Source organism: bacterium (assembly GCA_027622355.1).
GTDB lineage: Bacteria > UBA8248 > UBA8248 > UBA8248 > UBA8248 > JAQBZT01.
This window is the reverse complement of the sequence record JAQBZT010000009.1, coordinates 1-23,362: the sequence shown is the minus strand read 5'-3', so window position 1 is coordinate 23,362 and position 23,362 is coordinate 1. Positions and strand designations below refer to the sequence as shown.

22 protein-coding genes are annotated in these 23,362 nt (G+C 64.1%); 7 read left to right on the top strand and 15 right to left on the bottom strand.

Annotated elements, in window-relative coordinates; genetic code table 11:
* Positions 1–639 (top strand): hypothetical protein (locus O2807_01355; protein MDA0999148.1); only part of this gene is annotated, 639 nt, incomplete at its 5' end.
* Positions 636–2,813, top strand: a complete 2,178-nt coding sequence (locus O2807_01350; protein MDA0999147.1) for a hydantoinase B/oxoprolinase family protein — start codon at positions 636–638, stop codon at positions 2,811–2,813. The genes O2807_01355 and O2807_01350, both read left to right, overlap by 4 nt.
* Before the next feature lie 6 nt (positions 2,814–2,819).
* Here O2807_01350 and O2807_01345 read toward each other — a convergent pair whose 3' ends face one another.
* Positions 2,820–3,335: a PEGA domain-containing protein gene (locus O2807_01345; GenBank protein ID MDA0999146.1), complete on the bottom strand. Its 516-nt coding sequence runs from the start codon at positions 3,333–3,335 to the stop codon at positions 2,820–2,822.
* 268 nt (positions 3,336–3,603) lie between these two features.
* On the opposite strand from O2807_01345, the gene O2807_01340 reads away from it, so the two are divergent.
* From O2807_01340 to O2807_01330, 3 genes are read left to right on the top strand one after another with little or no spacing between them, the layout of a single operon-like run.
* Positions 3,604–5,298: a dihydroxy-acid dehydratase gene (locus tag O2807_01340; protein ID MDA0999145.1), complete on the top strand. Its 1,695-nt coding sequence runs from the start codon at positions 3,604–3,606 to the stop codon at positions 5,296–5,298.
* Between the two features lie 21 nt (positions 5,299–5,319).
* Positions 5,320–6,384: a D-isomer specific 2-hydroxyacid dehydrogenase family protein gene (locus O2807_01335; GenBank protein ID MDA0999144.1), complete on the top strand. Its 1,065-nt coding sequence runs from the start codon at positions 5,320–5,322 to the stop codon at positions 6,382–6,384.
* Positions 6,385–6,393: 9 nt separating this feature from the next.
* Positions 6,394–7,092, top strand: a complete 699-nt coding sequence (locus tag O2807_01330) for an SOS response-associated peptidase (protein MDA0999143.1) — start codon at positions 6,394–6,396, stop codon at positions 7,090–7,092.
* 184 nt (positions 7,093–7,276) lie between these two features.
* Here the strand turns inward: O2807_01330 and O2807_01325 are convergent, their stop codons facing one another.
* From O2807_01325 to O2807_01305, 5 genes are all read right to left on the bottom strand, one after another.
* The gene (locus O2807_01325) at positions 7,277–8,023 is read right to left on the bottom strand and encodes a succinate dehydrogenase/fumarate reductase iron-sulfur subunit (protein ID MDA0999142.1); all 747 of its coding nucleotides are present in this window, start codon (positions 8,021–8,023) and stop codon (positions 7,277–7,279) included.
* Entirely contained in the window at positions 8,023–9,936 is a 1,914-nt protein-coding gene (locus tag O2807_01320) for a fumarate reductase/succinate dehydrogenase flavoprotein subunit (GenBank protein MDA0999141.1), read from the bottom strand. The genes O2807_01325 and O2807_01320 overlap by 1 nt, the downstream gene beginning before the upstream one ends.
* Positions 9,937–9,949: 13 nt before the next feature.
* Positions 9,950–10,633, bottom strand: a complete 684-nt coding sequence (locus O2807_01315) for a succinate dehydrogenase cytochrome b subunit (GenBank protein ID MDA0999140.1) — start codon at positions 10,631–10,633, stop codon at positions 9,950–9,952.
* A gap of 153 nt (positions 10,634–10,786) precedes the next feature.
* Complete coding sequence (locus O2807_01310) at positions 10,787–11,641, bottom strand: DUF547 domain-containing protein (protein MDA0999139.1); 855 nt, start codon at positions 11,639–11,641, stop codon at positions 10,787–10,789.
* Positions 11,642–11,719: 78 nt separating this feature from the next.
* On the bottom strand, positions 11,720–12,691 hold the full coding sequence (locus O2807_01305; protein MDA0999138.1) for a ChaN family lipoprotein: 972 nt from the start codon (positions 12,689–12,691) through the stop codon (positions 11,720–11,722).
* Between the two features lie 203 nt (positions 12,692–12,894).
* Here O2807_01305 and O2807_01300 point away from each other — a divergent pair, with 203 nt between their 5' ends.
* The gene (locus tag O2807_01300) at positions 12,895–13,263 is read left to right on the top strand and encodes a GNAT family N-acetyltransferase (GenBank protein ID MDA0999137.1); all 369 of its coding nucleotides are present in this window, start codon (positions 12,895–12,897) and stop codon (positions 13,261–13,263) included.
* A 1-nt stretch (position 13,264) separates the two neighbouring features.
* On the opposite strand, the gene O2807_01295 is transcribed toward O2807_01300, so the two are convergent.
* On the bottom strand, positions 13,265–13,678 hold the full coding sequence (locus O2807_01295) for a hypothetical protein (protein ID MDA0999136.1): 414 nt from the start codon (positions 13,676–13,678) through the stop codon (positions 13,265–13,267).
* 228 nt (positions 13,679–13,906) lie between these two features.
* On the opposite strand from O2807_01295, the gene O2807_01290 reads away from it, so the two are divergent.
* On the top strand, positions 13,907–14,524 hold the full coding sequence (locus O2807_01290; protein MDA0999135.1) for a VOC family protein: 618 nt from the start codon (positions 13,907–13,909) through the stop codon (positions 14,522–14,524).
* Positions 14,525–14,551: 27 nt separating this feature from the next.
* Here the strand turns inward: O2807_01290 and O2807_01285 are convergent, their stop codons facing one another.
* The 8 genes from O2807_01285 to O2807_01250 all read right to left on the bottom strand — a co-directional run.
* Positions 14,552–15,478 carry a DUF2877 domain-containing protein gene (locus O2807_01285; GenBank protein ID MDA0999134.1) on the bottom strand — a complete coding sequence of 309 codons (927 nt, stop codon included), beginning with the start codon at positions 15,476–15,478 and terminating at the stop codon, positions 14,552–14,554.
* Positions 15,479–15,514: 36 nt separating this feature from the next.
* Positions 15,515–16,477, bottom strand: a complete 963-nt coding sequence (gene arcC, locus O2807_01280) for a carbamate kinase (GenBank protein MDA0999133.1) — start codon at positions 16,475–16,477, stop codon at positions 15,515–15,517.
* A gap of 16 nt (positions 16,478–16,493) precedes the next feature.
* Positions 16,494–16,820 carry a hypothetical protein gene (locus O2807_01275; protein ID MDA0999132.1) on the bottom strand — a complete coding sequence of 109 codons (327 nt, stop codon included), beginning with the start codon at positions 16,818–16,820 and terminating at the stop codon, positions 16,494–16,496.
* A 100-nt stretch (positions 16,821–16,920) separates the two neighbouring features.
* Positions 16,921–17,298, bottom strand: coding sequence for a carboxymuconolactone decarboxylase family protein (locus O2807_01270; protein ID MDA0999131.1), 378 nt, complete (start codon positions 17,296–17,298; stop codon positions 16,921–16,923).
* Positions 17,295–19,427, bottom strand: a complete 2,133-nt coding sequence (locus O2807_01265) for a tetratricopeptide repeat protein (GenBank protein ID MDA0999130.1) — start codon at positions 19,425–19,427, stop codon at positions 17,295–17,297. Before O2807_01265 ends, O2807_01270 begins: the two co-directional genes overlap by 4 nt.
* A 172-nt stretch (positions 19,428–19,599) precedes the next feature.
* Complete coding sequence (locus O2807_01260) at positions 19,600–20,409, bottom strand: hypothetical protein (GenBank protein ID MDA0999129.1); 810 nt, start codon at positions 20,407–20,409, stop codon at positions 19,600–19,602.
* 15 nt (positions 20,410–20,424) lie between these two features.
* Positions 20,425–22,449 carry a hypothetical protein gene (locus O2807_01255; GenBank protein ID MDA0999128.1) on the bottom strand — a complete coding sequence of 675 codons (2,025 nt, stop codon included), beginning with the start codon at positions 22,447–22,449 and terminating at the stop codon, positions 20,425–20,427.
* A gap of 7 nt (positions 22,450–22,456) precedes the next feature.
* On the bottom strand, positions 22,457–23,362 hold a 906-nt coding region (locus O2807_01250), incomplete at its 5' end, for an AAA family ATPase (GenBank protein MDA0999127.1).

The window sequence follows — 23,362 nt, the reverse complement described above, 5'->3', positions numbered from 1 at the left end:
TTCGGCGCCGCCGCCAGCGGAGTGCGCTACACGGTGGAGCGCTCGAAGTCCATCCTCCTGCCCGGGGGCGTTCCCGATGTGGCCGCCGCGTTTGCGGAACTCAAAGGGGAAGGCGGAACGCTCCTCTCGCAGGCGGGCGTCCCGGCGAGGGATCAGCATTTCGAAAGATGGTGCGCCATTCGGTGGCGAAGACAGGTCCACAGCCTCGCCATTCCCTTTCCGGCGGGAGCGGTGACCGAGGCGCTTCTCGAGAAGGCGGCGGCGGATTTTTCCGATGTCTACGCTGCCCGCTACGGAAAAGAGGCCGCCTACACCGAGGCCGGGGTGGAGATCACCCGCCTCTGGATCCAGGCCGCGGGCCCCGCCCTTCCCGTTCAGAAGACGGCAACCCCCGACCGGGGGACGAAAGCCGCGCCCAGCGCCGAGCGCCGCGTTTTCTGGGACCTCAAAAGCGGATGGACGCCGACGCCGATCTACGAGGGCCCCGCCCTTCCGGAAGCGAGCGAGATCGAGGGCCCCGCGATCATTGAGCACCCGGGCACCACCATCGCGCTGCCGCCCGAAGCGCGCGCCATCACGGATGCGGCCGGCCACACCCACATCCGCCTCGCGCTGGAGACGCCGGAGGAGCGCCCGTGAACCCTGTTCAGTTCGAGGTCATCTGGCACCGCATCCTCCAGATCGCCGAGGAGATGGGCATCCACTACCTCCGCTGCTCGGGCAGCCAGACCGTCGTCACGGGAAACGACGGGGCCACCGCCGTCATGTTGCCCGACACGAGCCTGGTCTCCATCGGCCCCTACATCGCCACCCAGTCGAATGTCCTGCCGCTCATCACCCAGAGCGTCCAGCGGCTTTGCGGCGAAAACCCCGGCATCGCTCCCGGCGATGTTTTCATCTGCAACGATCCCTACCTGGGGGCCATCCACCACGCCGATGTGGCGGTGGTCGCCCCTGTTTTCATCGAGGATGAACTCGTCTCCTGGCTCGGGGTGAGCGGACACCAGCTCGACGTGGGCGGGATGGAGGCGGGCGGTTTCGCCATTCATGCCGTGGACACCCATCAGGAGGGGCTCCGCATCCCGCCGGTCAAGATCGTCGAGGGCGGCGTTCTGCGGCGGGACATCTTCCACTGGGTGATGAACCAGGTGCGCGATCCGCTCGTGGGGCTCGACATCAAGGCCCAGCTTGCCGCGATCCGGGTGGGGGAGAAGGCCCTGGCCGGGCTCTCGCGGCGCTACGGCCTGAAGGCGGTCAAACAGGTGATGACAGAGAGCATCGAATACGTCGAGCGGCGCTTCCGCGCGCGGCTGCAGGAGCTTCCCGACGGGGAGTGGCGGGAGGTCCAGTTCATCGACCACGACGGCCACACCCCGGAGATCTACCGGATCGAACTCACCCTCACCAAGGAGAGCGATCGCCTCATCTTCGACTACACCGGAACCAGCCCGAACGCCCGCGGCCTCATCAACAGCACCTACTCCGGCCTGCTCGCCGGGGTCCTGTGCGGCACTTACATCCAGCTGGCCTACGACCTTCCCTGGAACCGCGGGGTCCACAACTGCATCGAGATCATCTCCGAGGAGGGGACCGTCAACAATTGCGCCTACCCCGCGCCCTGTTCGATGGCGACCATCTCCGCCGTCATCGTCACCATCGACACCGTCTTCGGCGCGATTGGGCGGATGCTCCTCGCAAGCGGCAAGCTCCGCGAAGAGGCCATGAGCCTGTGGACGGGAAGTTCGATGGGGCCCATCGTGGCGGGAACCTCCCAGCACGGGCACCCCTTCGTTTACACCGAGATGAGTCATTTCGCCGGCGGGGGCGGCGCCCGCGTGGACGCCGACGGCGTGGATACCGGGGGCATCGTGTTCAACACCACCCCGAACGTGGCGAACATCGAGGAGATCGAGGAGGACTTTCCCCTCCTCTACCTCTTCCGGCGACATCTGACCGACTCCGGGGGGCCGGGGAAATTCCGCGGCGGCCTCTCGGCCGAACTCGCCTATATCGCCTGGCGCGCGCCGGAGGGTCATCTCGAGGGCAGCTTCGCCGGAACGGGGGGCGAGATGCCGAACGCCATCGGCCTCTCGGGGGGGCTGCCGGGGGCCGCCATCCGCCTGATGGGGATCTCCGAGAGCGGGGTGCACGATCGCCTCGAAGCGGGAAAGATGCCGCCCACAAGGCTAGCGGACATCCCCGGCCGCCACGAAGCGCTCCCCATCAAGCATCCGCGCCGCATCTTCGGAAAAAACGAGGTCTGGTACCACAACTGGCAGGGCGCCGCGGGATACGGCGATCCCATCGACCGCGATCCGCGCGCCGTCCTCCGCGATCTGGAAAACGAAACGGTGTCCGAAGAAGCCGCCGAAAAGATTTACGGCGTCATACGGAACGCCCAGGGAATCGACGCGGAAAAAACGGCCCAAAGGAAAGAGGAAATCCGGGCGGAGCGTCTCGGGCGAAAGCCGCCCATCGTCCTCGAACCCGAAACGGGGCATGCGCCCGGCTTCTCGCCGCCCGGCGGCGCGCCGCGCCTTACCGAGGACCTCTCTCTGATCGGAAATACCGTTTGCTGCCGGAAATGCGGAACTGCGGCCGGCACCCTCGATGCCCCGCTGGCCCAGGCCGCCGCCCGGAACGATCCGCCCGAGGCGGCCGGTCCGGTGCGGGGGGAGATGTACGCCCGCCTCTACAAAACGAACCGCTTCTCCCTCCGGCGGCATTTCTGCCCCGGCTGTGCCACCCAACTCGAAGCGCGCATTGTGATGGAAGGTGCGCCGGAGCCCCGCTGGCGCCTGAAGACGAGATAAGATCCGCTACTTCTTCGCCAGCCCGAGACGGTAGGCCCGCTCCAGCTGCCGCTCGACGACGATCGTCCGCCGCTTGTCCTGATGTCCCTTCAGGCGCACCCACAGGGTGTGGGAGCCGAAGGACAGGTCGTTAATCACCAGAAAAGGTTTCGTCACGCCGTAGTAGCGGCTTTCGATGAACACTTCCGCTCCGGGCGGCGTGGTGTAAATCACCGTCCGGCCGAACGCGGGTTCCTCCAGCGGCACCTGTACCCGGAGGCGCTTCTCCCGAAGCTCTACCTCTTCGAGCCGCGTGACCTTTCCGGGAAACGTCGCACGAATCGCGTGCCAGCCGTACGGAAGGCCGTTCACCACAATCGGCGATTCCGAGCGCGTCTCGCCGCGCGGCTGACCGTTCAGCAGGATGGACACCCCTGTCGGCACGGACGAAATTTCCAGGGCGCCGAGGCGGTCCGCCGGATCATCCAGAAAAGGATCCTTGCCACAGCCTGCCGCGACGAGCAGCAAAACCAAAAAATACACGGCGGCGAACCTCCTCCAGGGGAAGCCTCCGCCGCACTGATCAATTTTCTTCATGGACATCCGTTCCAATCCTGCCGCCGATGGCCGCTCCCCATGGGGGGAAATAAACACTCTGTGATATGCTCTTTCCCAGCAAAATCGCAATTTACCCTCTTCCCCTTCGGATGGAAAGGGTTGTTCCGGTACACGGCAGAGTACCGCGTTTTCGGCCGCCCTCGCGCGGCACGGAGACCAAATCGGCTTTCCCCCGGGAGGTCACCAGCGCACCATGAAGGGCATCAACAAAGGGCTGACGAACTACGGCGATCCCGGCTTCAGCGCGTTTGTCCGCGGCGCCTACGCCCGCGGATTCGGCCTGACGGAGACCGACCTCGATCGCCCCATCATCGGCATCGCCCAGACCTGGAGCGAGCTGAATCCCTGCCACCGCCACCTGCGCGAGGTGGCCGAGGCGGTCAAGCGGGGCGTCTGGCAGGCGGGCGGGCTGCCACTGGAGTTTCCCACCATTTCGCTGGGCGAGCTCTATCTTTCGCCGACCGCCATGCTCTTCCGCAATCTCCTCTCGATGGACACCGAGGAGATGATCAAGGGACAGCCCCTGGACGGCGTCGTTCTCCTCGGGGGGTGCGACAAAACACTCCCCGCCCAGCTCATGGGCGCGGCCAGCGCAGGGGTTCCCGCCCTCGCCGTCTCGGCGGGCCCGATGATCGGCGGCCGCCTCGAGGGGAAAAAGCTCGGCGCCTGCTCGGACTGCCGCGGGCTGTGGAACGAGTACCGCGCCGGCGCCTTCGATGACGCACGCCTCGATACCATCCAGGGAGAGCTCTTTCCCTCGGCCGGGCACTGCATGGTGATGGGCACCGCCAGCACCATGGCTTCGCTGACCGAAGCGCTCGGGATGATGCTGCCCGGCCTCGCCGCCATTCCCGCGGTGAATTCGCGCCGCCTCCGCCTCGCCGAAGAAAGCGGAAGGCGCATCGTCCGGATGGTGGAGGAAAACCTCACCCCGGACAAAATCCTCACCCCCGCGGCCTTCGACAACGCCATCCGCGTCCTGATGGCCATCGGTGGCTCGACGAACGCGGTCGTCCACCTGCCCGCCATCGCCGGAAGACTCGGGATACCGCTTCCGCTCGATCGCTTCGATGAACTCTCCCGCACCACCCCCCTGCTTTCCCTCGTGCGGCCGACGGGAGGGGAGTTTCTCATGGAAGATTTGGCCGAGGCGGGCGGCATCCCCACCGTCATGAAAGAGCTCGAACCGCTTCTCGAGGGGGGAGCGATGACCATCACGGGAAAGACCGTCGCCGAAAATCTCGCCGGCGTTCCGCGCGCCCAGGACTGGCAGGAGGTGATCGTGCCGCGCGAGCGGCCGCTCTCGGCAGAGGGCGGCATCGCCGTCCTGCGCGGCTCCCTCGCCCCCGATGGTGCCGTCATCAAGGTATCGGCCGCCTCCCCGGACAAGCTGACCCACACCGGAAAGGCCGTGGTCTTCTCCTCGCAGGAGGACATGATCCGGCGAATCGACGACCCGGACCTTCCCGCCACGGCCGAGAGCGTTTTCGTTCTGCAGAACACCGGTCCTGTCGGCGCCCCCGGTTTTCCCGAGGCGGGCTTTCTACCGATTCCCAAAAAACTGCTCGAGGCAGGGGTGCGCGACATCGTGCGCATCTCGGATGCCCGGATGAGTGGAACCGCGGGCGGCACCACCGTGCTGCACGTCGCGCCCGAGGCGGCCGTGGGCGGCCCGCTCGCCCTTGTGCGGGATGGGGACGAGATTCTCCTCGATGTGCCGAACCGGCGGCTCGACCTCCTCGTTTCCGAAGAAGAACTCGCCCGGCGGCGCGCCAAGTGGCAGGCGCCCCCCGCCGCCTACGTGCGGGGCTACGGTCGCCTCTTCCTGGACCATGTGCTTCAGGCGCCGGAGGGGTGCGACTTCGATTTCCTCACCCATCAACCCTGAGCGTCCCGCAGGGGAGCGCTCTTGACGCAGAAGGATCACAAGATGAGCCGCTTTCGTGTTGTCACTCCTTACATGCCCTCGCTCAACTCCCTGCGGGGCCGCCCGATCTCTGCTGAAATCCAGGCTCGCATCGACGCCGCCCTCGATGAAGAGCAGATCGAATCGATCTACGAGCCCGACGAGGAGAAAAGACTCGCGGCGCTCGAGGAAGCGGACGTCTATCTGTGCCGGAACGAGCCGCTGCCGAAGGGCATCTTCGATCGGGCCAAGAAACTGCGCCTGATTCACGCGGGAACGAACTACGGCGAGCGCATCGACATGGCGGCCGCGGCCAAAGCGGGTGTGGCCGTCACCGCCTTCTCCCGCCCCATCGTGGACTCGGTGACCGACCACAGCATGGCCCTTCTCCTTTACTTGGTGCGAAATCTCCCCGAAGCCGTGAGGGCCGTCCGCGAGGGAACCGGCGCGCCGCTCTCCCCCGTGCGCGCGGACGGGAGCTGCTACAACTGGCCCCAGGTGCAGGGGACCCGGACCCTGCGCGGCATGCGCCTCGGCATCCTCGGGATGGGCGAGCTCGGCCGCGCCTTCGCCGAGCGCGCGCGCGGCTTCGCGATGGACATCTCCTACTGGAACCGCTCGCCGCTTCCGGATGAGGTGAACGAAAAAACGGGAAGCAATCCCGTGGATGCGGACACGCTCTACAAGACCTCGGACGTTCTGTTTGTCGGGGTGGGGATGCGGCCCGACACCCGCGGGATTGTCGGGGAGAAGGAGATCCGCGCCATGCCGAAAGGGTCCATCCTCATCAACATCGGGCGCGGGCCCCTCGTGGATCAGGACGCCATGCTGGCCGCGATCGAGGACGGGCAACTCGCCGGGGCGGGACTCGATGTCTTCGACCCCGAGCCCTTCCCGGTGGATCATCCCATCGCCCAGCACCCGCGCATCGTGCCGACCCCCCACATCGCGGGCGGGGACGACGCCAACCTCGTGAGCGAGCTGGAAGCCTTCTACCGGGGCGCCCACTGGCTGCTCGAGGGAGGAACTCCGCAGAACATCGTCAACGGCGTGAAGTGGGCCGGATAGGATAAACCGATGTGCGGGCGCTACACCCTGACCCGGCCGACGGACACGCTGGCCACCCTGTTCCAGATGAAAGGGAACTTCGGCATCTTGCCGCGGCACAACATCGCGCCGGGCCAGTTCGTCCCCGCGCTGCGGAACCGAGAGGGCGGCGGGCAGGAACTCGCCCTCTTCCGATGGGGGCTGATTCCCTCGTGGGCGAAAACGCCCGACATCGGCGCCCGGACCATCAACGCCCGGGCGGAGACTTTGGGCGAGAAGCCCTCCTTCCGGGCCGCCTACCGGAGAAGGCGCTGCCTCATCCCGGCGGACGGCTTCTACGAGTGGGCGAAGGCGGGCCCGAAAAAAATCCCCCACTACATCCATCTCCAGAATCATGCCCCCTTCGCCTTCGCCGGGCTCTGGGAGCGCTGGCAGGGGCCGAACGGAGAGGAGATGGAAACCTGCACCATCGTCACCACCGAGGCGAATGAACTCCTCGCCCCGCTCCATCCCCGGATGCCGGTTATCATGTCCGCCGCCGATTACGGCCGCTGGCTCGATCCCCGGGAGGAGAACACGAAGTACGTCCAGTCCCGGCTCCGCCCCTATCCCGCGGAGGAGATGGCCCACCGCCCGGTCGGCACGAAGGTCAACGACACGCGCAACGACGGGCCGGAATGTCTGGAGGGACCCGCGGCGGCGCCTGTCCAGAGAGAGCTGGGCCTCTAGCCCCCGCGGGAACGCCATGCACCCTTCCATCGAGGAAAAACTTGAAGCCATCCGCCCCGGCTGCGAGTGCGGTGCGGCGGCTCGCAGAGCGGTTTCTCCCCGGGGCATAAGTTTCTACCGGGACCCAAAAAAAGGGGGCGCACACGAGTGCACCCCCTTCTCCAATTCTATTCTTGCGGTCCGGCTAGGCCCCTTTCACCACCGAGCGGATGTACTCGCGGTTCAGCTTGGCGATGTGGCTGATGCTGATCTCTTTCGGGCAGACGGCCTCGCACTCGGCGTGATTCGTGCAGTTCCCGAAGCCCTCCAGGTCCATCTGGGTCACCATGTTGATGACGCGCTGGGCGCGCTCGGGGTGCCCCTGCGGCAGATGGGCCAGGTGGGACACCTTGGCCGCCACGAACAGCATGGCCGATCCGTTCGGGCAGGAAGCCACGCAGGCGCCGCAGCCGATGCAGGAGGCGGCGTCCATGGCGATATCCGCGTCCACCTTCGGGACGGGAACCGCGTTTCCGTCGGGAGCGCCGCCGGCGTTCGCCGAGATGAAGCCGCCCGCCTGAATGATGCGGTCGAAAGAGGTGCGATCGGTGGCAAGGTCCTTGAGCACGGGGAACGCCACCGAGCGCCAGGGCTCGATCGTGACGGTGTCGCCATTACCGAAGTGGCGCATGTGCAGCTGGCAGGCCGTCGTCCCGCGCTCGGGGCCGTGGGCCACGCCGTTGATGACCAATGAGCACATCCCGCAGATGCCTTCGCGGCAGTCGTGATCAAAAGCGATGGGATCCTCCCCGGCGACGATCAGCCGCTCGTTCACCACGTCGAGCATCTCGAGGAAGGACATCTCCGTGCTGATGTTCCTCGCCTCGTAGCTCTCAAACCTGCCCTTGGTCCGGGCGTTCGGTTGGCGCCATACGCGCAGGGTCAGGTCCATTACTTGTAGCTCCTCACGCTGGGATGAACCGATTCGAACGCGAGTTCTTCCTTGTTCAGCTTGGGTTTTTCGCCGACGCCGGTATGCTCCCATGCGGCGACATAGGAATAATCCTTGTCGACCCGGATGGCCTCGCCCTCTTCGGTCTGCGATTCCTCGCGGAGGTGGCAGCCGCAGGATTCTTCCCGATCGAGGGCGTCGTGGAGCATGACCTCGGCGAATTCGAGAAAATCGGCCACCCGGCCGGCTTTTTCCAGCTCGGGGTTGAACTCCTCGCTGCCGCCGGGAACCCGGACGTTCTGCCAGAACTCCTCGCGCATCGCCGGCACGTTCTCGATCGCTTTCTTCAGCCCCGCCTCGTTGCGGGACATGCCGCAGTGCTCCCACAACAAGAGGCCCAACTCGCGGTGGAAAGAGGTCACCGTGCGCTCCCCCTGAATGGAGAGCAGCTTGCCTATCCGCTCCTTCACCGCCCCCTCGGCCTCGCGGCACTCGTCGGCATCGGACGAGGCACCGCCCGGCGTCTGGGACGCGAGATAATTTCCGATGGTGTAGGGGCTGATGAAATAGCCGTCGGCCAGCCCCTGCATCAGGGCGCTCGCCCCGAGGCGGTTTGCGCCGTGATCGGAGAAGTTCGCCTCCCCCAGCACGAAGAGGCCGGGCAGGTTGCTCATCAGGTTGTAGTCCACCCACAGCCCGCCCATGGTGTAGTGGATCGCGGGGTAGATCCGCATGGGCACCTGGTAGGCGTTCTCCCCGGTGATCTTCTCGTACATGTCGAAGAGGTTGCCGTAGCGCTCGCGGATCGCGTCCTCTCCCAGACGCTGGCTGGCGTCCTTGAAGTCGAGATAGACGCCGAGGCCGGTTTCACCCACCCCGCGGCCCGCGTCGCAGACGATCTTCGCCTGGCGGGAGGAGACATCGCGGGGGGCCAGATTTCCGAAGCTCGGATAGATGCGCTCGAGGTAGTAGTCGCGGTCGCCCTCGGGAATTTCGTTGGGCGGGCGCTTATCACCCGCCTTCTTGGGCACCCAGATGCGCCCGTCGTTGCGGAGCGATTCGCTCATCAGCGTCAGCTTCGACTGGTGATCGCCCGTCACCGGGATGCAGGTCGGGTGAATCTGCGTGAAGCAGGGGTTCGCGAAGTAGGCGCCCTTCTTGTAGGCCTTGAAGGATGCCGTGACGTTGTTGCCCATGGCGTTGGTCGAAAGATAGAAGACCGGCCCGTAGCCGCCCGTGGCCAGGACTACCGCGTCGGCGACGTGGGACTGAATCTCGCCCGTCACCAGGTTGCGGGTGACGATGCCCTTCGCCTGCCCGCCGATGACGATCAGCTCCTGCATCTCGGTCCGCGGGTACATCGTGACGGTGCCGGCGGCGATCTGCCGGCTGAGCTCCGCATAGACGCCGAGGAGAAGCTGCTGGCCTGTTTGACCGCGCGCATAGAAGGTGCGCGAGACCTGGGCCCCGCCGAAGGAGCGGTTCGCCAGCTGGCCGCCGTACTCTCTCGCGAAGGGAACCCCCATCGCCACGCACTGATCGATGATGGCGCCGCTCACCTGGGCCAGACGATAGACGTTGGCCTCGCGCGAGCGGAAGTCGCCGCCCTTGATGGTGTCATAGAACAGGCGGAAGACGCTGTCGCCGTCGTTCTGGTAGTTCTTCGCCGCGTTGATGCCGCCCTGGGCGGCGATGGTGTGGGCACGGCGCGGGCTGTCCTGGAAGCAGAAGCAATCGACCTGATAGCCCAGCTCGCCCAGCGTGGCGGCCGCGCCGCCGCCGGCGAGCCCCGAACCCACCACAATCACCTTGTACTTCCGCTTGTTCGCGGGATTGACCAGCTTCATGTCGAAGCGGTGCTTGTCCCACTTTTCGGCGAGGGGACCGGCGGGAACATGTGAATCGAGCGTCATTCGATGCGCCTCCCTAGGGGAGCTTCAAAAGTCCGGAGAGGACGGCCAGCGGGATTGAAAGAAATCCGGCGGCGATGAGCACCGCACTGATGGAGCCCAATCGCTTGATGAAATTGTTGTAGCCGGGGTGGTTGATGCCCAGCGTCTGGAAAAGGCTGGAGACGCCGTGGCTGAGGTGCACCCCCAGAAGAATGACCGCCACCGCGTATGCGCCCGAGACGGCGGCGCTCGAAAAGCCGGTGAGCACCATCCGGTAGACATCGAGGCGCCCCTTCGGGTCCAGATACTGCAGGTATTCCGGATTGGTGACGCCCAGCGTGAAGTGCAGCAAATGATAGACGATGAAGGCGAGAACAACGAGGCCGGTCAGAACGATGGAGCGCGAGGCCATGGTCGCCTCGATGGCGTTCGTTACGCCGTAGGCCTCCGGGCGGGCCGCCTGGTTGAGCCGCCACAGGCGCAGCGCCGAGCCCACATGAAGGAGAAACACGACCAGGAGTCCCACCCGGACCACCCAGAGCAGGGCGCCCAAATTCTTCAGGCCTTGCGCATAGGCGTTTGTCGCCTCAGGGCCGGCAAAAATCAGCAAATTTCCCAAAAGGTGCCCGACGACAAACAGGAAAAGGAAGATGCCGGTGACGGCCATCACCAGTTTCGCCCCGATGGAGGTCTGAAACCAAAGCGCGAAACGGCTCATGCACGAACTCCCCGTTGCCGAAATTCGAATTTTGCATCCGGCACTCAAATGTAGTCGTCTTGGGCCGGGAGGTCAACCAAAGGAAGGCGCGGGGACGGGTTTCACCTTCCGCGCAAAAAAACGCGCAGTATCGTGCAGTATCCCGCAGCTCCCTCAGTTGGCGGGGGGGCCGGCTTCGTTGAGCGCCCAGTCGTAGCCATGATCTGCGATTTCCTCGATTTTCCCCAAGCGCCGCCGCAGGGCCGGGGCGGCATACTTTTTGAGGTGGCGGATGACGCCGGCGTCGTCTCCGCCGAAGTCCGATTTGTACCAGTGGTAAATGCTCGAAACGAGGAGCCCTCCCTCCGCGATGCGCGCCCCGCGGGGGTGGTTGACGTAGGCCTGCGCCCCCTCGGTGAGCATGGCATCGGCGCTTTCGGCCAGGTAGGGCTTCGCCGCCAGATTGGGACATCCGATCGAGGCGCAGTTGACGGCGTAGTGAATGCGGGGGTCTTTCCAGATGGGCCGGAGAATGCGGTGCTCGATGTCATCGAGGCTGAGCTTCTCTCCCTCGATCTCGATGAGCTTCTTTCCCCACGGGCCGACGGAAAACCAGCCGGGGGAGATGGAAATTTTCAAAATGCTGCCGGTGGGGTAGTGATCGAGAATCACCCTCACGGTGAGGGCGTTGTAGAGATTGATCCAGAAGGCGAGTTGTTCCTTGCGGTTCAGCCGGCGGACCGGAGCGGACGCGAGGCGGGCGATGTATTCCTCTAAAATCTTTCTGTCGCCGCCGGTGACCTTTCCGTAGGCGAAGCGGTTGATGCCGTCGCTCCCTCTGATCAGGTAGACCGCGAGGAACTTTCCCCACGCCGCGTGGTCCACGCGCACCGCGGAGGCCGGCGCGTGGGCAAGCCATTTTCCCCACAGCTCCGCCTTCGGGGCCGCAAGGGCGGGGAGAGCTCCGGCAAAAAGAAGAACAAGGACGCCGGAAAGGAAACCATGAATCCCGTACCTGGAGCGAATCATCCTTTTATTCCCCATTCCCCGGCGGCGGGAGATGTCTGTTCCTTTAACCCGGCGCGAACAGAGAAAATTCCTCGCGCCTCACTTCCGATCCCGCAGGCGTTCCAGTGCCTTCCGGTATTTGCGGCAGGGGTCCTCCCGGTCGTGGCGAAGCGTGAACCAGAGGGTATCGAAGCTGCCGGAACGGTCAATATACCGCCCAGGCACGATGATACCTTCTTGCACCTCGACAAAGGAAAGCGAAAACTGGCGGAGGCTCGGGGAAAGTCCGGCAATGTCCGGGGGAATCCCCGTGGTCTTGTCGGCGTGGCCCCCGCCGGTGATCACGACGGCGCGCTTCGCCCCTTTTTGCATCGCGGCTTGCAGCGAGCGCGCCATCGTCCGGTTCCGCGCCCGCCAGGAGGCGTACAGGCCCCCGAGATGCGCCCGCGGGATCACCCGGCAGTGGGAGTCGAAAAGATCCTCGATCACGCGCTCTTTGTGCGCGGCATCGGGCGACCCCAGGGCCAGCTCCCCCCGGATATCATCCGGAAGGGCGGAGAGTCCCGCGCGCGCCACGCGGCGCACCCACCGGGGCGGCAGATCGAGCGCCACGACGGAGTGCCCCGAAAGGTAGGCCGTCTCCACCAGCGGCGCATACATCCCCCAGGCGGGCCAGCCGCGCTTGTTCCAGCCGACGATTTCCGGGACGCGGGAAAGATCGGCGCCGGGGCGGGAGAGCAAATCCGCGAGCGCCGGACCGGTATCGCGCGGGAACATCTCGAAGGCCACCGCGGCCTTTCCCCCCTTCTTCGTTATCTCCTTCAAAATCCGCAGCTGAAGCGCATGGTGCATGGGATTGTCGTGCCGCTCTCCCAGGTAGAGAATCTCCGCATCGGCCATCCGCGCTATCAGCGCGCCCGCAGAGATAAATTTCTTCTCGGCCGGAAGATAGATCTTCCCCTCCAGCGGGTGCGGCGCCCCGCCCGCCAGGGGGCGATCGGCCGGGGGCGCGGCCGTGCAGCCAAGAGAAAGAACCAGCAGCAGAGCGGACAAAGCCGGGGCTTTTCGCAAGGATGTCTCTCCGGTAATATGGAAGAAGGCGGTTTTTTTCAGGTGTTTTCTCCAGGAAGGAATTCCCCATGGTCAATTACATTTCGCTCGACACCGAGGAAAACATCTCCGAGGCCCGCGCCCTCTTGCGGGAGTACTACGACGGGCAAGGCGTCGAGGTCTGATTCGAGGACTTCGAGTCCGAGTTGCGGACCCTTCCTGAATTGTACAAAGCCTCCGATGGGCTCTTCCACCTGGTTCGGCTCGAGCGCATGGAGGGACAGATCGGCGGCTGCATCGGGCTGCTCAAAATTGAGGAGGGCGTTTGCGAGATGGCGCGCCTGTTCATCCGCCCGCAGTTCCGGGGACGCGGGCTGGGCCGCCGCGTGGCCGAGGACCTCATCCGGAAAGCCCGCGAGTTGGGATACCGCACCATGCGGCTCCACACCCTGCCCTCGATGAAAGAGGCCAACGCCCTCTACCGCTCCCTGGGATTCGAGGAGACGCCCCCCTACGGCGAAAACCCCGTGGCGGGCGCCGTCTTCATGGAACTCCCGCTGGAGCGCGCCGCCGCCGCCCGGCCCGCCGGATGATCTACCGCGCCCCGAGCGCCCGCGCCGCCCTGCGCTGATCCTTCGCCTTCACCCAGAGAATCGCGCCGAAGCGCCCCTTCCCGACGCACAGGGCCGTCACCGCCGTCACGTTGATCTTTGCGGCGCCCAGCTTGCCCATGATCCCCGCCAGGCGGCCCGCCCGGTCGTCTCCCGACGCCAGGAACGCTTTTTTCTTTTTGCTCACCTGCACGCCCAGCCGCTTCGCGGCGCGCAGCATGTCACCCGCCCGCTCGGGCACCAGATCCACCTGGGTGCGGCGCTTTTCAGGAAAAGCGTGGACCGCGAGAAAGTTCACGCCGGCACCGCGGAGCTCCTCCAGCAATGACGCCCCGGACCCCGGACGATTCGAGCACATCACGCAATAGTAATCCACCGTACGAATCGAAACGGCCATGACCCATTCCTCCTTCGGATACGAGAGAATCTCTTCGCCTTTCCCCCAATATAGCGTTTCGCGCGCATTCCGGCATGTGGCGCCAAACTTGATCTTCTCCGGGAGATGGAGGAACATAAAAGACCTTGTCGTCTTGAAAGCAGAGCGCGCGCGCGGAAAAGAAACCGCGCCTGCCGCCGCGTTCCGTCTTTGCCCGATTCCGGCCGGGAAATTTGGAGGAACATGGAAATGCCGAAACCGCCATCCGGCTTTGTGAGGCTGCAGCACAACGCCATCAAGGTGCACGACATCGATCAGGCCCTCGATTTTTACGTGAACAAGCTGGGATTCACCGTCACCGAAATCTATCCGCCGGGACAGGTAGGCGATTTTCCCTTCGGCCTTTGCTTCATGCGGTGCACCGAACTGCACCACGACCTGAATCTCGTCTTCTGGCCCAAGGGCGAGATGCCCGCGCCCGAGGGCAACTCCTTCGACATCCTCCGGCCCGGCATCCACCACATGGCCTTCCAGCTCGAATCCAGGGCCCAGATCGACGCCTGGGACGAATACCTCAAGGGATTGGGGATTGATGTCTTCTACGGACCGGTGGTCCACAGCCCGACCCATCCCGAGGGCGATAAATTCTGGGGGGAGAACCGGGCCATGTACTTCTGCGACCCCTCGGGCAACGCCATCGAACTCTTCTGCGACATGGCGCCGATGGACCCGGACACGAACGCCGTCAACAAGCCCTGGTTCAAGGACCGGATCAAGCGGGACGGCCACGACCCCGGCCAGCACGACCCGCCCGGGGCGTGGAAGCCGGATTACTCTTTCCGCGATCCCTACAAGAAGAAGAAATAAGCGGGCGGACTCAGCCGCGCGCCGCTCTTATACCCAGGCGGCCCAGGCGGCGCATGCCAGGGTGGCTCCGGCGAGGGCATCCCAGCCGGAGGTGTGCCCGATGGCGCCGATGCGATCGAGGGCGGCCTCCAGCTCCAGCTCCACCTCGCCGGCCGGGGCCATGAGCCATCCGAGCGCCGCGTGCAGCGCGGCGGCGCCCTCCCCCCGGGCGGCGCAACGCAGGTGGGCACAGCTGATCTCGCCGGTGCGCACCTCCGCCAGCGGAAGCGCCCAATCGGCCAGCCGTTTTGCCATGTCTTCCCGGCCCAGGGCGCGCAGGGCGATCATGGCGCCCCCGATCAAATCATCCCCCGAGGGCGTCAGGCCGGGGCCGAGGCCGATCAGCGCCGTTGCCGCCTCCGGGGGCGGCGCACCGCCATCTCCTCCCGCGCCGCACATCCAGTCATACAGGGCGGATGCGCCCTCCATCCCCGCTTTCAGGAAAGGATTTTCGGCTCCTGTGGCAACGGCCCGCCCGTTCAGCAGCCAGGGGATCAGCCGGCCGAGGCCCTCCTCGGGAAAGCGGTCTGCCCCGTTCCCGGCCAGCGCGCGGAGTCCTTCTTCCAGTTCCGGCTTTTTGCAAAAGGCGGGCAGTGGCGGGTGCCAGCGCGCCATATTTTTCAAGCCGAAAGAGAAACGGCCTCCCACCGTGAGATTTTCTTCCGCGATCGACACGGAATCCCCCGCATGGAGACCGCTCGCCTCCCAGTCCAGCCCTTCGGGCAGCTCGCAGATGGCGTTGAGCGGCCCCGCCCCGATTCCGGGCGGCCCGATGCAAACCAGTCCGCCGCCGGCGCCTTTGACGTAAAAGCTCCGCCGGAAAACGGCGATCACCTCGCCCCCGGGGGCCGCCGCCAGCGCAGCGGCCGCCGCGCTTCCAAGTTCTTCTACCTGAAATTCGAATGCGGAATTCACGGGTTTTCCCACGGAAGCGGAGCGGGCGGGCATCGTTCAGCCGAGGGTGATCGTGGTCCCCGTCTCCCCCCGGAGGGCGGGGAGCGCCTCTTCCAGATGGCCGATGACGACGCGCTTTCCGCCGTTTTCTAAAAACTGGATAGCGGCCTCGATCTTGGGCCCCATGCTCCCCGGCGGAAAGTGGCCCGCCGCGCGGTATTTTTTCATCTCCGGCAGCGTGACGTGTTCCAGGCCGGTTTCCTCCGGCCTTCCGAAGTGGATGGCGACGCGGTGAACCGCCGTCAGGATCACCATCGTGTCGATGCCGAGCACGTTCGCCATGAGGGCCGAGGTCAGATCCTTGTCGATCACCGCCTCGACCCCGTGCCGGAGGCCTTTCGCATCCCGCACGACGGGGATGCCGCCGCCGCCGCCGGCGATCACCACGGCGCCCCGCTCGGCGATCGCCCGGATCAGGGAGATGTCCACGATGTGCCGGGGCCGGGGAGAGGGCACGACGTGGCGCCACCCCCGGCCCGCATCCTCTTTCATCTTCCAGCCGAGGTCCTTTTCGATCCCCTTGGCTTCTTCCTCCGAATAAAACTGGCCGATGGGCTTCGTCGGATTTTGAAAAGCCGGATCTTCCGGGTCCACCTCCACCTGGGTGAGCAGGCAGACCACATGGCGCGGATTTCCATCATCGCGAAGGGCATTCTCGAACGCCTGCATGAGGAGGTAGGCGATGCCGCCCTGGCTGTGGGCGACGCAGATATCGAGCGGCATGGGGGTCGCAAGCGCGCGGCTGGCGATCATCCGCATCAGGATGCGCCCGACCACCGGCCCGTTGCCGTGGGTGATGATCAGTTCGTTGTCCAGGCACATCAAGGGAAGGAGGGCGCGGCCCGTCGCCGCGGCGACCGCGGCCTGCTCCTCGGCCGTGCCCTTGATTCCGGCCGGATAGGTGGCGTTGCCGCCGATGGCGACGAGAATCCGCCGCGGGATACCGGGAGACTCGGGCATGACTTTGCCTTAAGAGCTACTCACAGCCGGGGCCCCTGATCTCCGAGGCGACCACATCTTCCGGGATGAGTTTCGAGGGATCGGCGGCAAATTGATCGAGGAGCGCCTCCAGCTTCTGGAGCACCATCTCGCGCTTCATCAGGCCCAGGCGGTAGATGGCCATCGGATTGACCAGCTTCATGTAAAAATGATTCCCCGGATCGTAGCCGGTGGAGCAGGCCGAGGGCTTTTGGGCGATGCGCAGCTGCTCCGCGAACGCCCCGGCGAACCGGGCGAGGACAGGCTCACCGTGCAAATCCTCGGGAATTTCCGGGAACTTCTCCAGCAGTTCTTGAACCGTCATTTTCGTTTCCCCCTCAAATGGTGTTCACCGTTTCGGTGCGCATTATAATCGATCCGCTTCATCCATGGGCATATGGGCTCCGGCGGCGCCCCGGCGGAGATCAGTCCCCCTCATCAAGCACTTCCTTGAGCGCCGTACAACCCGCCAGGAGGACCATCATCCCGCAGGGGGCCAGCGCCGACTCGAAAGTCTCGAGCACCTCGGCGGGCGTCGCGCCGAGCTGGAGCGCGCGCCGCACGTGGCTGCGAATCCCCTCCTTCGCGGAGGGATCGCGCACGGTGATGGCGAGAGAGATGAAGAGTTCCTTGTATTTTTCCGGGAACGCCCCCTTCTTTTGCATGATGTGGTCCTTGAGCGCCTCGTAGCGCTCGACGAGTTCGGGGTCCTCCCGGCACAGATGCTCGAAGCCCGGGAACATGAAGCCCCGCGCCGCGCGCATCCGCTCGATCAGCTCTTCGCCTTTTTTCGCGTCGCTCATCCGCCCTCCTTCACGCACAGAAAATCATACATCGCCGCGAAGGCGTAAGGTTCTTTCTCCTCAAACGCCTCCCAGCACGCCAAATCTGTCATGTGCGGATCGCCGGGAAATTCCTTTCCATACGCCACCTTCACCCATGGATTCATGAAGATAAAGCCGACAAACCGGAGCCCGAGATTGTCCAGCGCTTCGCGAATCTGCGGAATGGTGAACCGGCGCTCCTGGACGTGAAAGAGAAAGTCGCGGCAACCGCTCATGGAGAAAAAATCGCGGGAATTCAGGAGATTCGACAACTCTCCCGCCTGCTCCCCGCCCGCGATGATCTCCCGCCGGAATTTCCGGATGTTCTCTTGGGTCGGCTCCATGTCCCGCGCCCGGATTTTTTCCCGGGCCTGCACAACAGGCCTGCGGGCCGTCTCGCTGTAGAGGCCGATCTGCATCATCCCGCCGTCCACCAAAAGATCCGTCAACACCCGCCAACCCGCCAGCGGATCTTCCATGTGATGCAGAACCCCCGTGCACTCGATAACCTGAAACTTCTGATCCAGGCTCGCGAGATTCATCACATCCCCCTGGGCAAACCGGAGGTTTTGAATGCCGGCCGCCTCCGCCACGCGCCGGGCATGGGCGAGGCTGCTCTGGCTGAGATCGACGGCCAGCACATTCCCTTTTGCATATTTCATCGCGGCCTCGATCGGTTGCCGGGTTCCGCAGCCCGGAACGAGAACCTCAAAGGAACCCTCCAAAAAGGAGGGCGGCGAAAAGTGGGGGAAATTTTCCCGGAAAAAAGCGTCCAGCCGGACGGTGTGCAATTGCGGAACGGTTGTCCAGCGCGGATACGGGTTTTCCTCGTATTGCGCCTGCACCGCCCTGGAAACGGAATCTTCTATCTCGCCGATCCGCTCGAGCCCGGCCTTGAGCGCCTCCTCTTTCAGCGGCTCGTGGAGCTGCCGCGAGATGAGATCGTGAAGCGGGAGAGACCAATCCTCCAGAGGGAACGCGCCGATCTTTTCGGCGTCAGGCAGCCGGTAGAGCGGCGCATACATGCTCAGGATCAAAAGGCCGTGCTCCAGCTCCGGCGAGGGGGCTTCCCCGGCTTCCACCCGGCGCCCGACATGCTCCCGAAGCGCGCTCAGGCGCTCCTCCTCCTCGGCCTCCGTCAAGAACACATACTCGTTCATGAAACACTGCTTCGAAAGGGCGCGCGCGAGGCGCATCTCCGCCCCGAAGTCCGGCCAGTCCCCGGGCGCCGAATTCAAAAAAGCGCGGCGGATCGCGGTCAGGAGAATCTCGATCCCGCCATCGATGTTTTGCGCCTTCTCCAGATAGAGCACAAGCATTTCATCCGAGGCCAGCGCGCGGAGATGGGGGGAAACGTCTGCGCAAATTTCCTCCAGCCTCTCGTCCAGGCGGTGCTTGCCCCGCAACTGTTTCGCCATGGGGCGCGCGAGATAATCCGGGGCCACGACATTCAACTTGAAACAATCCAAGAGTACCTGACCGATCGCCGGGTCGTAGGATTCTTTTATGGTCCACATCAACACCTCGGCATATCCCTTCAAGGCCTCTTCATGTCCCGGACTTCGCCGCAGGGTCTCCGCGTAATATTTCTCCGCCTCCGCGAAATTCAGCTTCTCGCAAAGCAGGTTCCCGAAAAGGCAAAGCGAATCCACCCGGCCGGGCTCTATCTCCAGCGCCTTCTGGCAATACGGCCACGCCTCATCCACCTTCCCCATCCGCCACAAGGCCAGCGCCAGGTTGCTGAGCGCCGCGGGAGAGTCCCCCTTGAGGCGCACCGCTTTTTCGAAGCACGACGCCGCCTCGCCCCAATCCAGCAGCGCCAGATAAGGAAAGCCCAGGTTGATGTAAAAGCCGGCGATGGAAGCGTCAATCTCGATGGATTTTTTCATGCAGGCGATGGCGCCGGCGTTATCGTCCAGATAGTGCATCGTCAGGCCCAGCAGATTCAGCGCCTGGGGATGCCCGGGGTGCTCTTCCACGATCCGCCGGAAAACTTCTTCCGCCTCCGGATACCGGCCCGCATGGAGGAATTCCCGGCCCTCCTTCATCGCCTGGACGGTGAAAACCCCCCACTTCGGGGCCTTCCGGTTCAGGAAAATAGGGGACACCTGTCTTTTCCCTTGCGGTTTTTTCTTCGCTTTCCTGGATTTTTTCGCCATTTTCCGAAAAATTCGCTTTCGCGGGCAGGATCGAGCGGGCGGCTAGTCACTTGTAGTTGATACTGACAACCGAGATCATAGTTCGATGTCTCGGCGGTAATCCACGTCGGTTCCCTTTCGATCAAGGAGCACAATTTCTCCTTATCTCTTCTATAAACATCTCGATCTCATCTTCCTCCCGCCGATAAACCAGCCTGGGATTCGGATGAGGGATACTACCCGATTCAAGATTGATATGAAGATCAGGTTTGCCCGAGGGCAAGACGCCCATATCTGTTACAGAGGTCCAATCTGGCGGCAGAGACTCACCACTACGAAGAATTGCTTGCCCATACGGACTAAAGAAAAGCATCCTGCTCTCCAAAGCACTCTTCAAATTGTTCAACTCCTCCCGAAGCTCCGGCCCAAGGAAATTTTCCAAGGCATCTCGATCATTTGGATCAGCAGCTAATTGAACAGCTATCGTATCTATCTCTTTTTTAATTTGTGCAACCTCTTGGGAGAGATGCTCGTCATTATAAGAATTGGCATGCGCCTTAATTCTGTCGATTTGCCTAAATAGTCTGTGCATTTTTCCTGGCAATCCGAGCCTCCTCTCCGTCCTGAGAATAGCTTCGGATTCTATGGGCCTTTCTTGGACAAACCTATCTATCACAATTTCGGAAAAGGCTCGGGCATCTCGAATAATGTAATCAACTCCCGAACGAAACGATCCATAATTAACTACGAAAGTAAAAATAATCGCCCCTACCACGAACACTCTGACTTTCCACGAACCTTCTTCTTGCTCTATTTCTATGCTTACGTTCTGAAAAAATATTTCCTTCGCAGTTGCCGTAGCCACTTCAGATAAAAACTCTTTGATCTGCCCAGAAGGCACCTCAGTTGCATCTAGATCAAGATGAATATATGTTTCGGCAATTTTTGCCATTCTGCCTGCTCCCCCTCACATCTCCCTTATAAACCGCGCGGCGTAGGAGCGCACCTCCCTCCCGTTGAGGACGTGGAAGCGGCGGCTACGCTCGAGGGTGTCTCTGGAGAATCGCCCGAGCGGGATGTGGATGAGGTGCTTTTTCGTCATCCGGGCGATCTGGCGCCATCTCGGCAGCGGGGGCGACGGCGAGACGAGGGCGACGAAGCGCTCCTGCGAGTGAAAGCAGGCGCCCGCGATGAGCCGCTCCTCGAGCGTCTGGGCGAAGGCGAAGCGCGGGTCCGTCCACACGTCCGCGATCAAGCGCGGCGGAAAGACGAAAAACGCCCCGCCGTAGGTTGACTCCGCCACCCCCGGCCCGACGAGATTCTCCTCGAAGGGGGTGGCGTACATGCAGAGGGTGGATTCTTCCTCGTGCTCGGCGTACCACATCGTCCGCCAGGCGTACTTTTCCGGATCGGCGGGGGTGTCGAAAAGAAACACCACCACCTCGATCGCGCCGCGCGCGGGCGGTATCTCCTTCACGTAGAGATCGCCGGTGTGAAAATTGCGCAGCGTCTCGCGCATGTCGAGGCCGTCCTTGATCGAGGTGGTGAACTTCTCGCTCCGGGCGAGGTCCTGCCCGAGGAGGGCCCTGGCCTGCTCGCGCACATGGGTGTGGAAGCTCTCGATGCGAGTGTCCTCCGGCGGCCAGGAGCAAATCCCGTAGGGATTCCAGCGCTGGGCCCATTCCTTTTTCTGCAAAGGCTTGGGCTTCGGCTTGAGGGAGATGCTCCGCCAGATGAGCTGCTGGCCGCCGAGGCGGTTCTTCATGCGGGCGACCCCGCCGTCCGGGAACTCGGCCATCTCGATCCCGAGGCGCACCCCTTCTCCCCCCGCTCCTTCTTCCTGGAGGGGATACCGGCGGGCGGTGTCGGCCAGGCTGACGGCGAACTCGTCGCCTCCCACCTGCTTGGCGGCCAGGACGAGGGTGAAAAGATCCGGGGTGAGCCTTCCCGCCTGGAGCGTGAGGTTCCGCACGTACTGCAGAAACACCTGAAGCCGCTGGGGGGTGAGCCAGTTGTAGGCCGGGGCGTTCTCGGAGAGCCACGCCGCGCGCGCCTCGAGGAGCAGTTCCTTCACCCCGTCGATCGAGAGATGCCGATCGCCCCGAAGCTCCTCGCGCCGCTTCTCATACAGATAGGCGATATAGGGAATTTCTTGAATGAGAAACGCGGCCGTTTCCGCCGCCACATCGTATCGCCGCAAGGGGGCGTAGAACGTCTCCTCCGCCTCGGGAGGGGGTTCCTCCCGGTAGGCCTTCCGCACCCAGGGCCAGTCGAGGGCGGCGCAGACGAAGACGATGTTTTCGAAGTCGGCCTCGAGCGCGCGGAGCCGGTGCGCCATGGTGCGGATGCGCAGATCGCGCTGGCCGCCCGGAAGCGGCATCGTCGCGCGGGTGAGAAGCGCCGCCGCGAAGGCTTCGAGGGAGACCTCCTTCAGGGCATAGGGATCGGGAAGCGCGGTCTCTTCGGGATAAAAATGGGGCACCTCCCGATCGATGAACGCCCGGGCGATGCGCTCCCCCATCGCGACGCGCAGGGCGGCGATGACCGGCTGGCAGGGCTCGATGGGCACATAGTTGCAAGAGGGCAGATCCGCCGCCGTATCACCATCGAGCACATCATCCGGCGCATCCCCTGTCTCTTCTTCCGGCAGATCGCCCTCCGGCAGATCGCCCGAGATGTCCTCCCACGGCTCGGCCGAAGGATCGGAATATTCCTCCTCCTCTTCCGCGTAGCCCGATCCCGCATCGAGGGAAGGCTCCTCGGCGGCCACAAAGCTCAGGCGGGGCAGCTGATCCACACCGGCTTCGACCAGCTCCTGGAACGAGGGAGGAAGCGGCACCGCCAGGCAGTCGGGCTCGAGCCGCAGGATGCGCTCGCGGACCTCCTGGGCGAAATCCCCGGAGCCGTGGATGACGGGAAGGATCGTGATTTTGGGAGAGAGGCGGAGGACCTGCTCGCGGGCGCTGCCCTTTCCGCCGGCGTCTTCGGCCATGGCGCGCTCAGGCGTCTCCCCGGTCGGGGCGAAGCGGGCTGTCCCCGCCGAAGAAAAAATCCCCGAAATCGATCGGCGGGATGTCGTCCCCCAGGGCGCGGCGGCGGCGCTGGGCCTGCGATTTCAGATCGAGCGCCTCCTCGCCGAGCACCTTGAGAAGCGACTCCCGCCAAGCATCATCCTGCGAAAGGGGATGTTCGGCGTCCTGCGCGAGCCGCTTGAGGGCGTACTGCAAAATATGGATGCCGTCGCGCGGGGCGTACTCCAGATCGAGGGCGTGGGCCTCCTGGAGAAAATCCACGGTGAGCGCGAGCATCTCCTCGCCCGCGAAGGGAAGATGGTACTTCAGGATGGCGAGCTCATCGCCGCGATCGGGAAATTCGACCGCCAGCGTCGGCTGGAGGCGAGAGAGGATGTAGTCGGGCACCTCGTAGGTCGAGGCGTCCTCGTTCATCGTGACGCAGCAGCGGAACTCCGCATGGGCCGGGATGGTGATGCCCGCGACGATGGACTCGACATAGCGGCGGTGATCGAGCAGCGGGGCGAGCGAGGCCCAGCTCTTCTCGCTCATGCGGTTTCCCTCATCGAGAACGCAGATGCCCCCGCGGATCATGGCGGTGACGAGGGAGGAGGCGTGATAGGCAATCTTCCCCGACTCGGCGAGGACCGGCGTGACCAGCAGATCCTCCGGCCGGGTGTCGGCCGTGCACTGGAAGATGTAGAGCTCCTGCCCCCGCTCTTTGGCGGCGGCGGTGGCGAGCGAGGTCTTCCCGATCCCGGGCGGCCCGGTGATGCGCGGCGAAAGCGGCATGTCCGCATCCGCCACCTTCAACCAGCAGGCCTGGACCTGGCGCAGCACCTCGCGCTGGCCCACCCACTCCTGCACCAACTTGGGCGGCGGGCTCATGTGGAG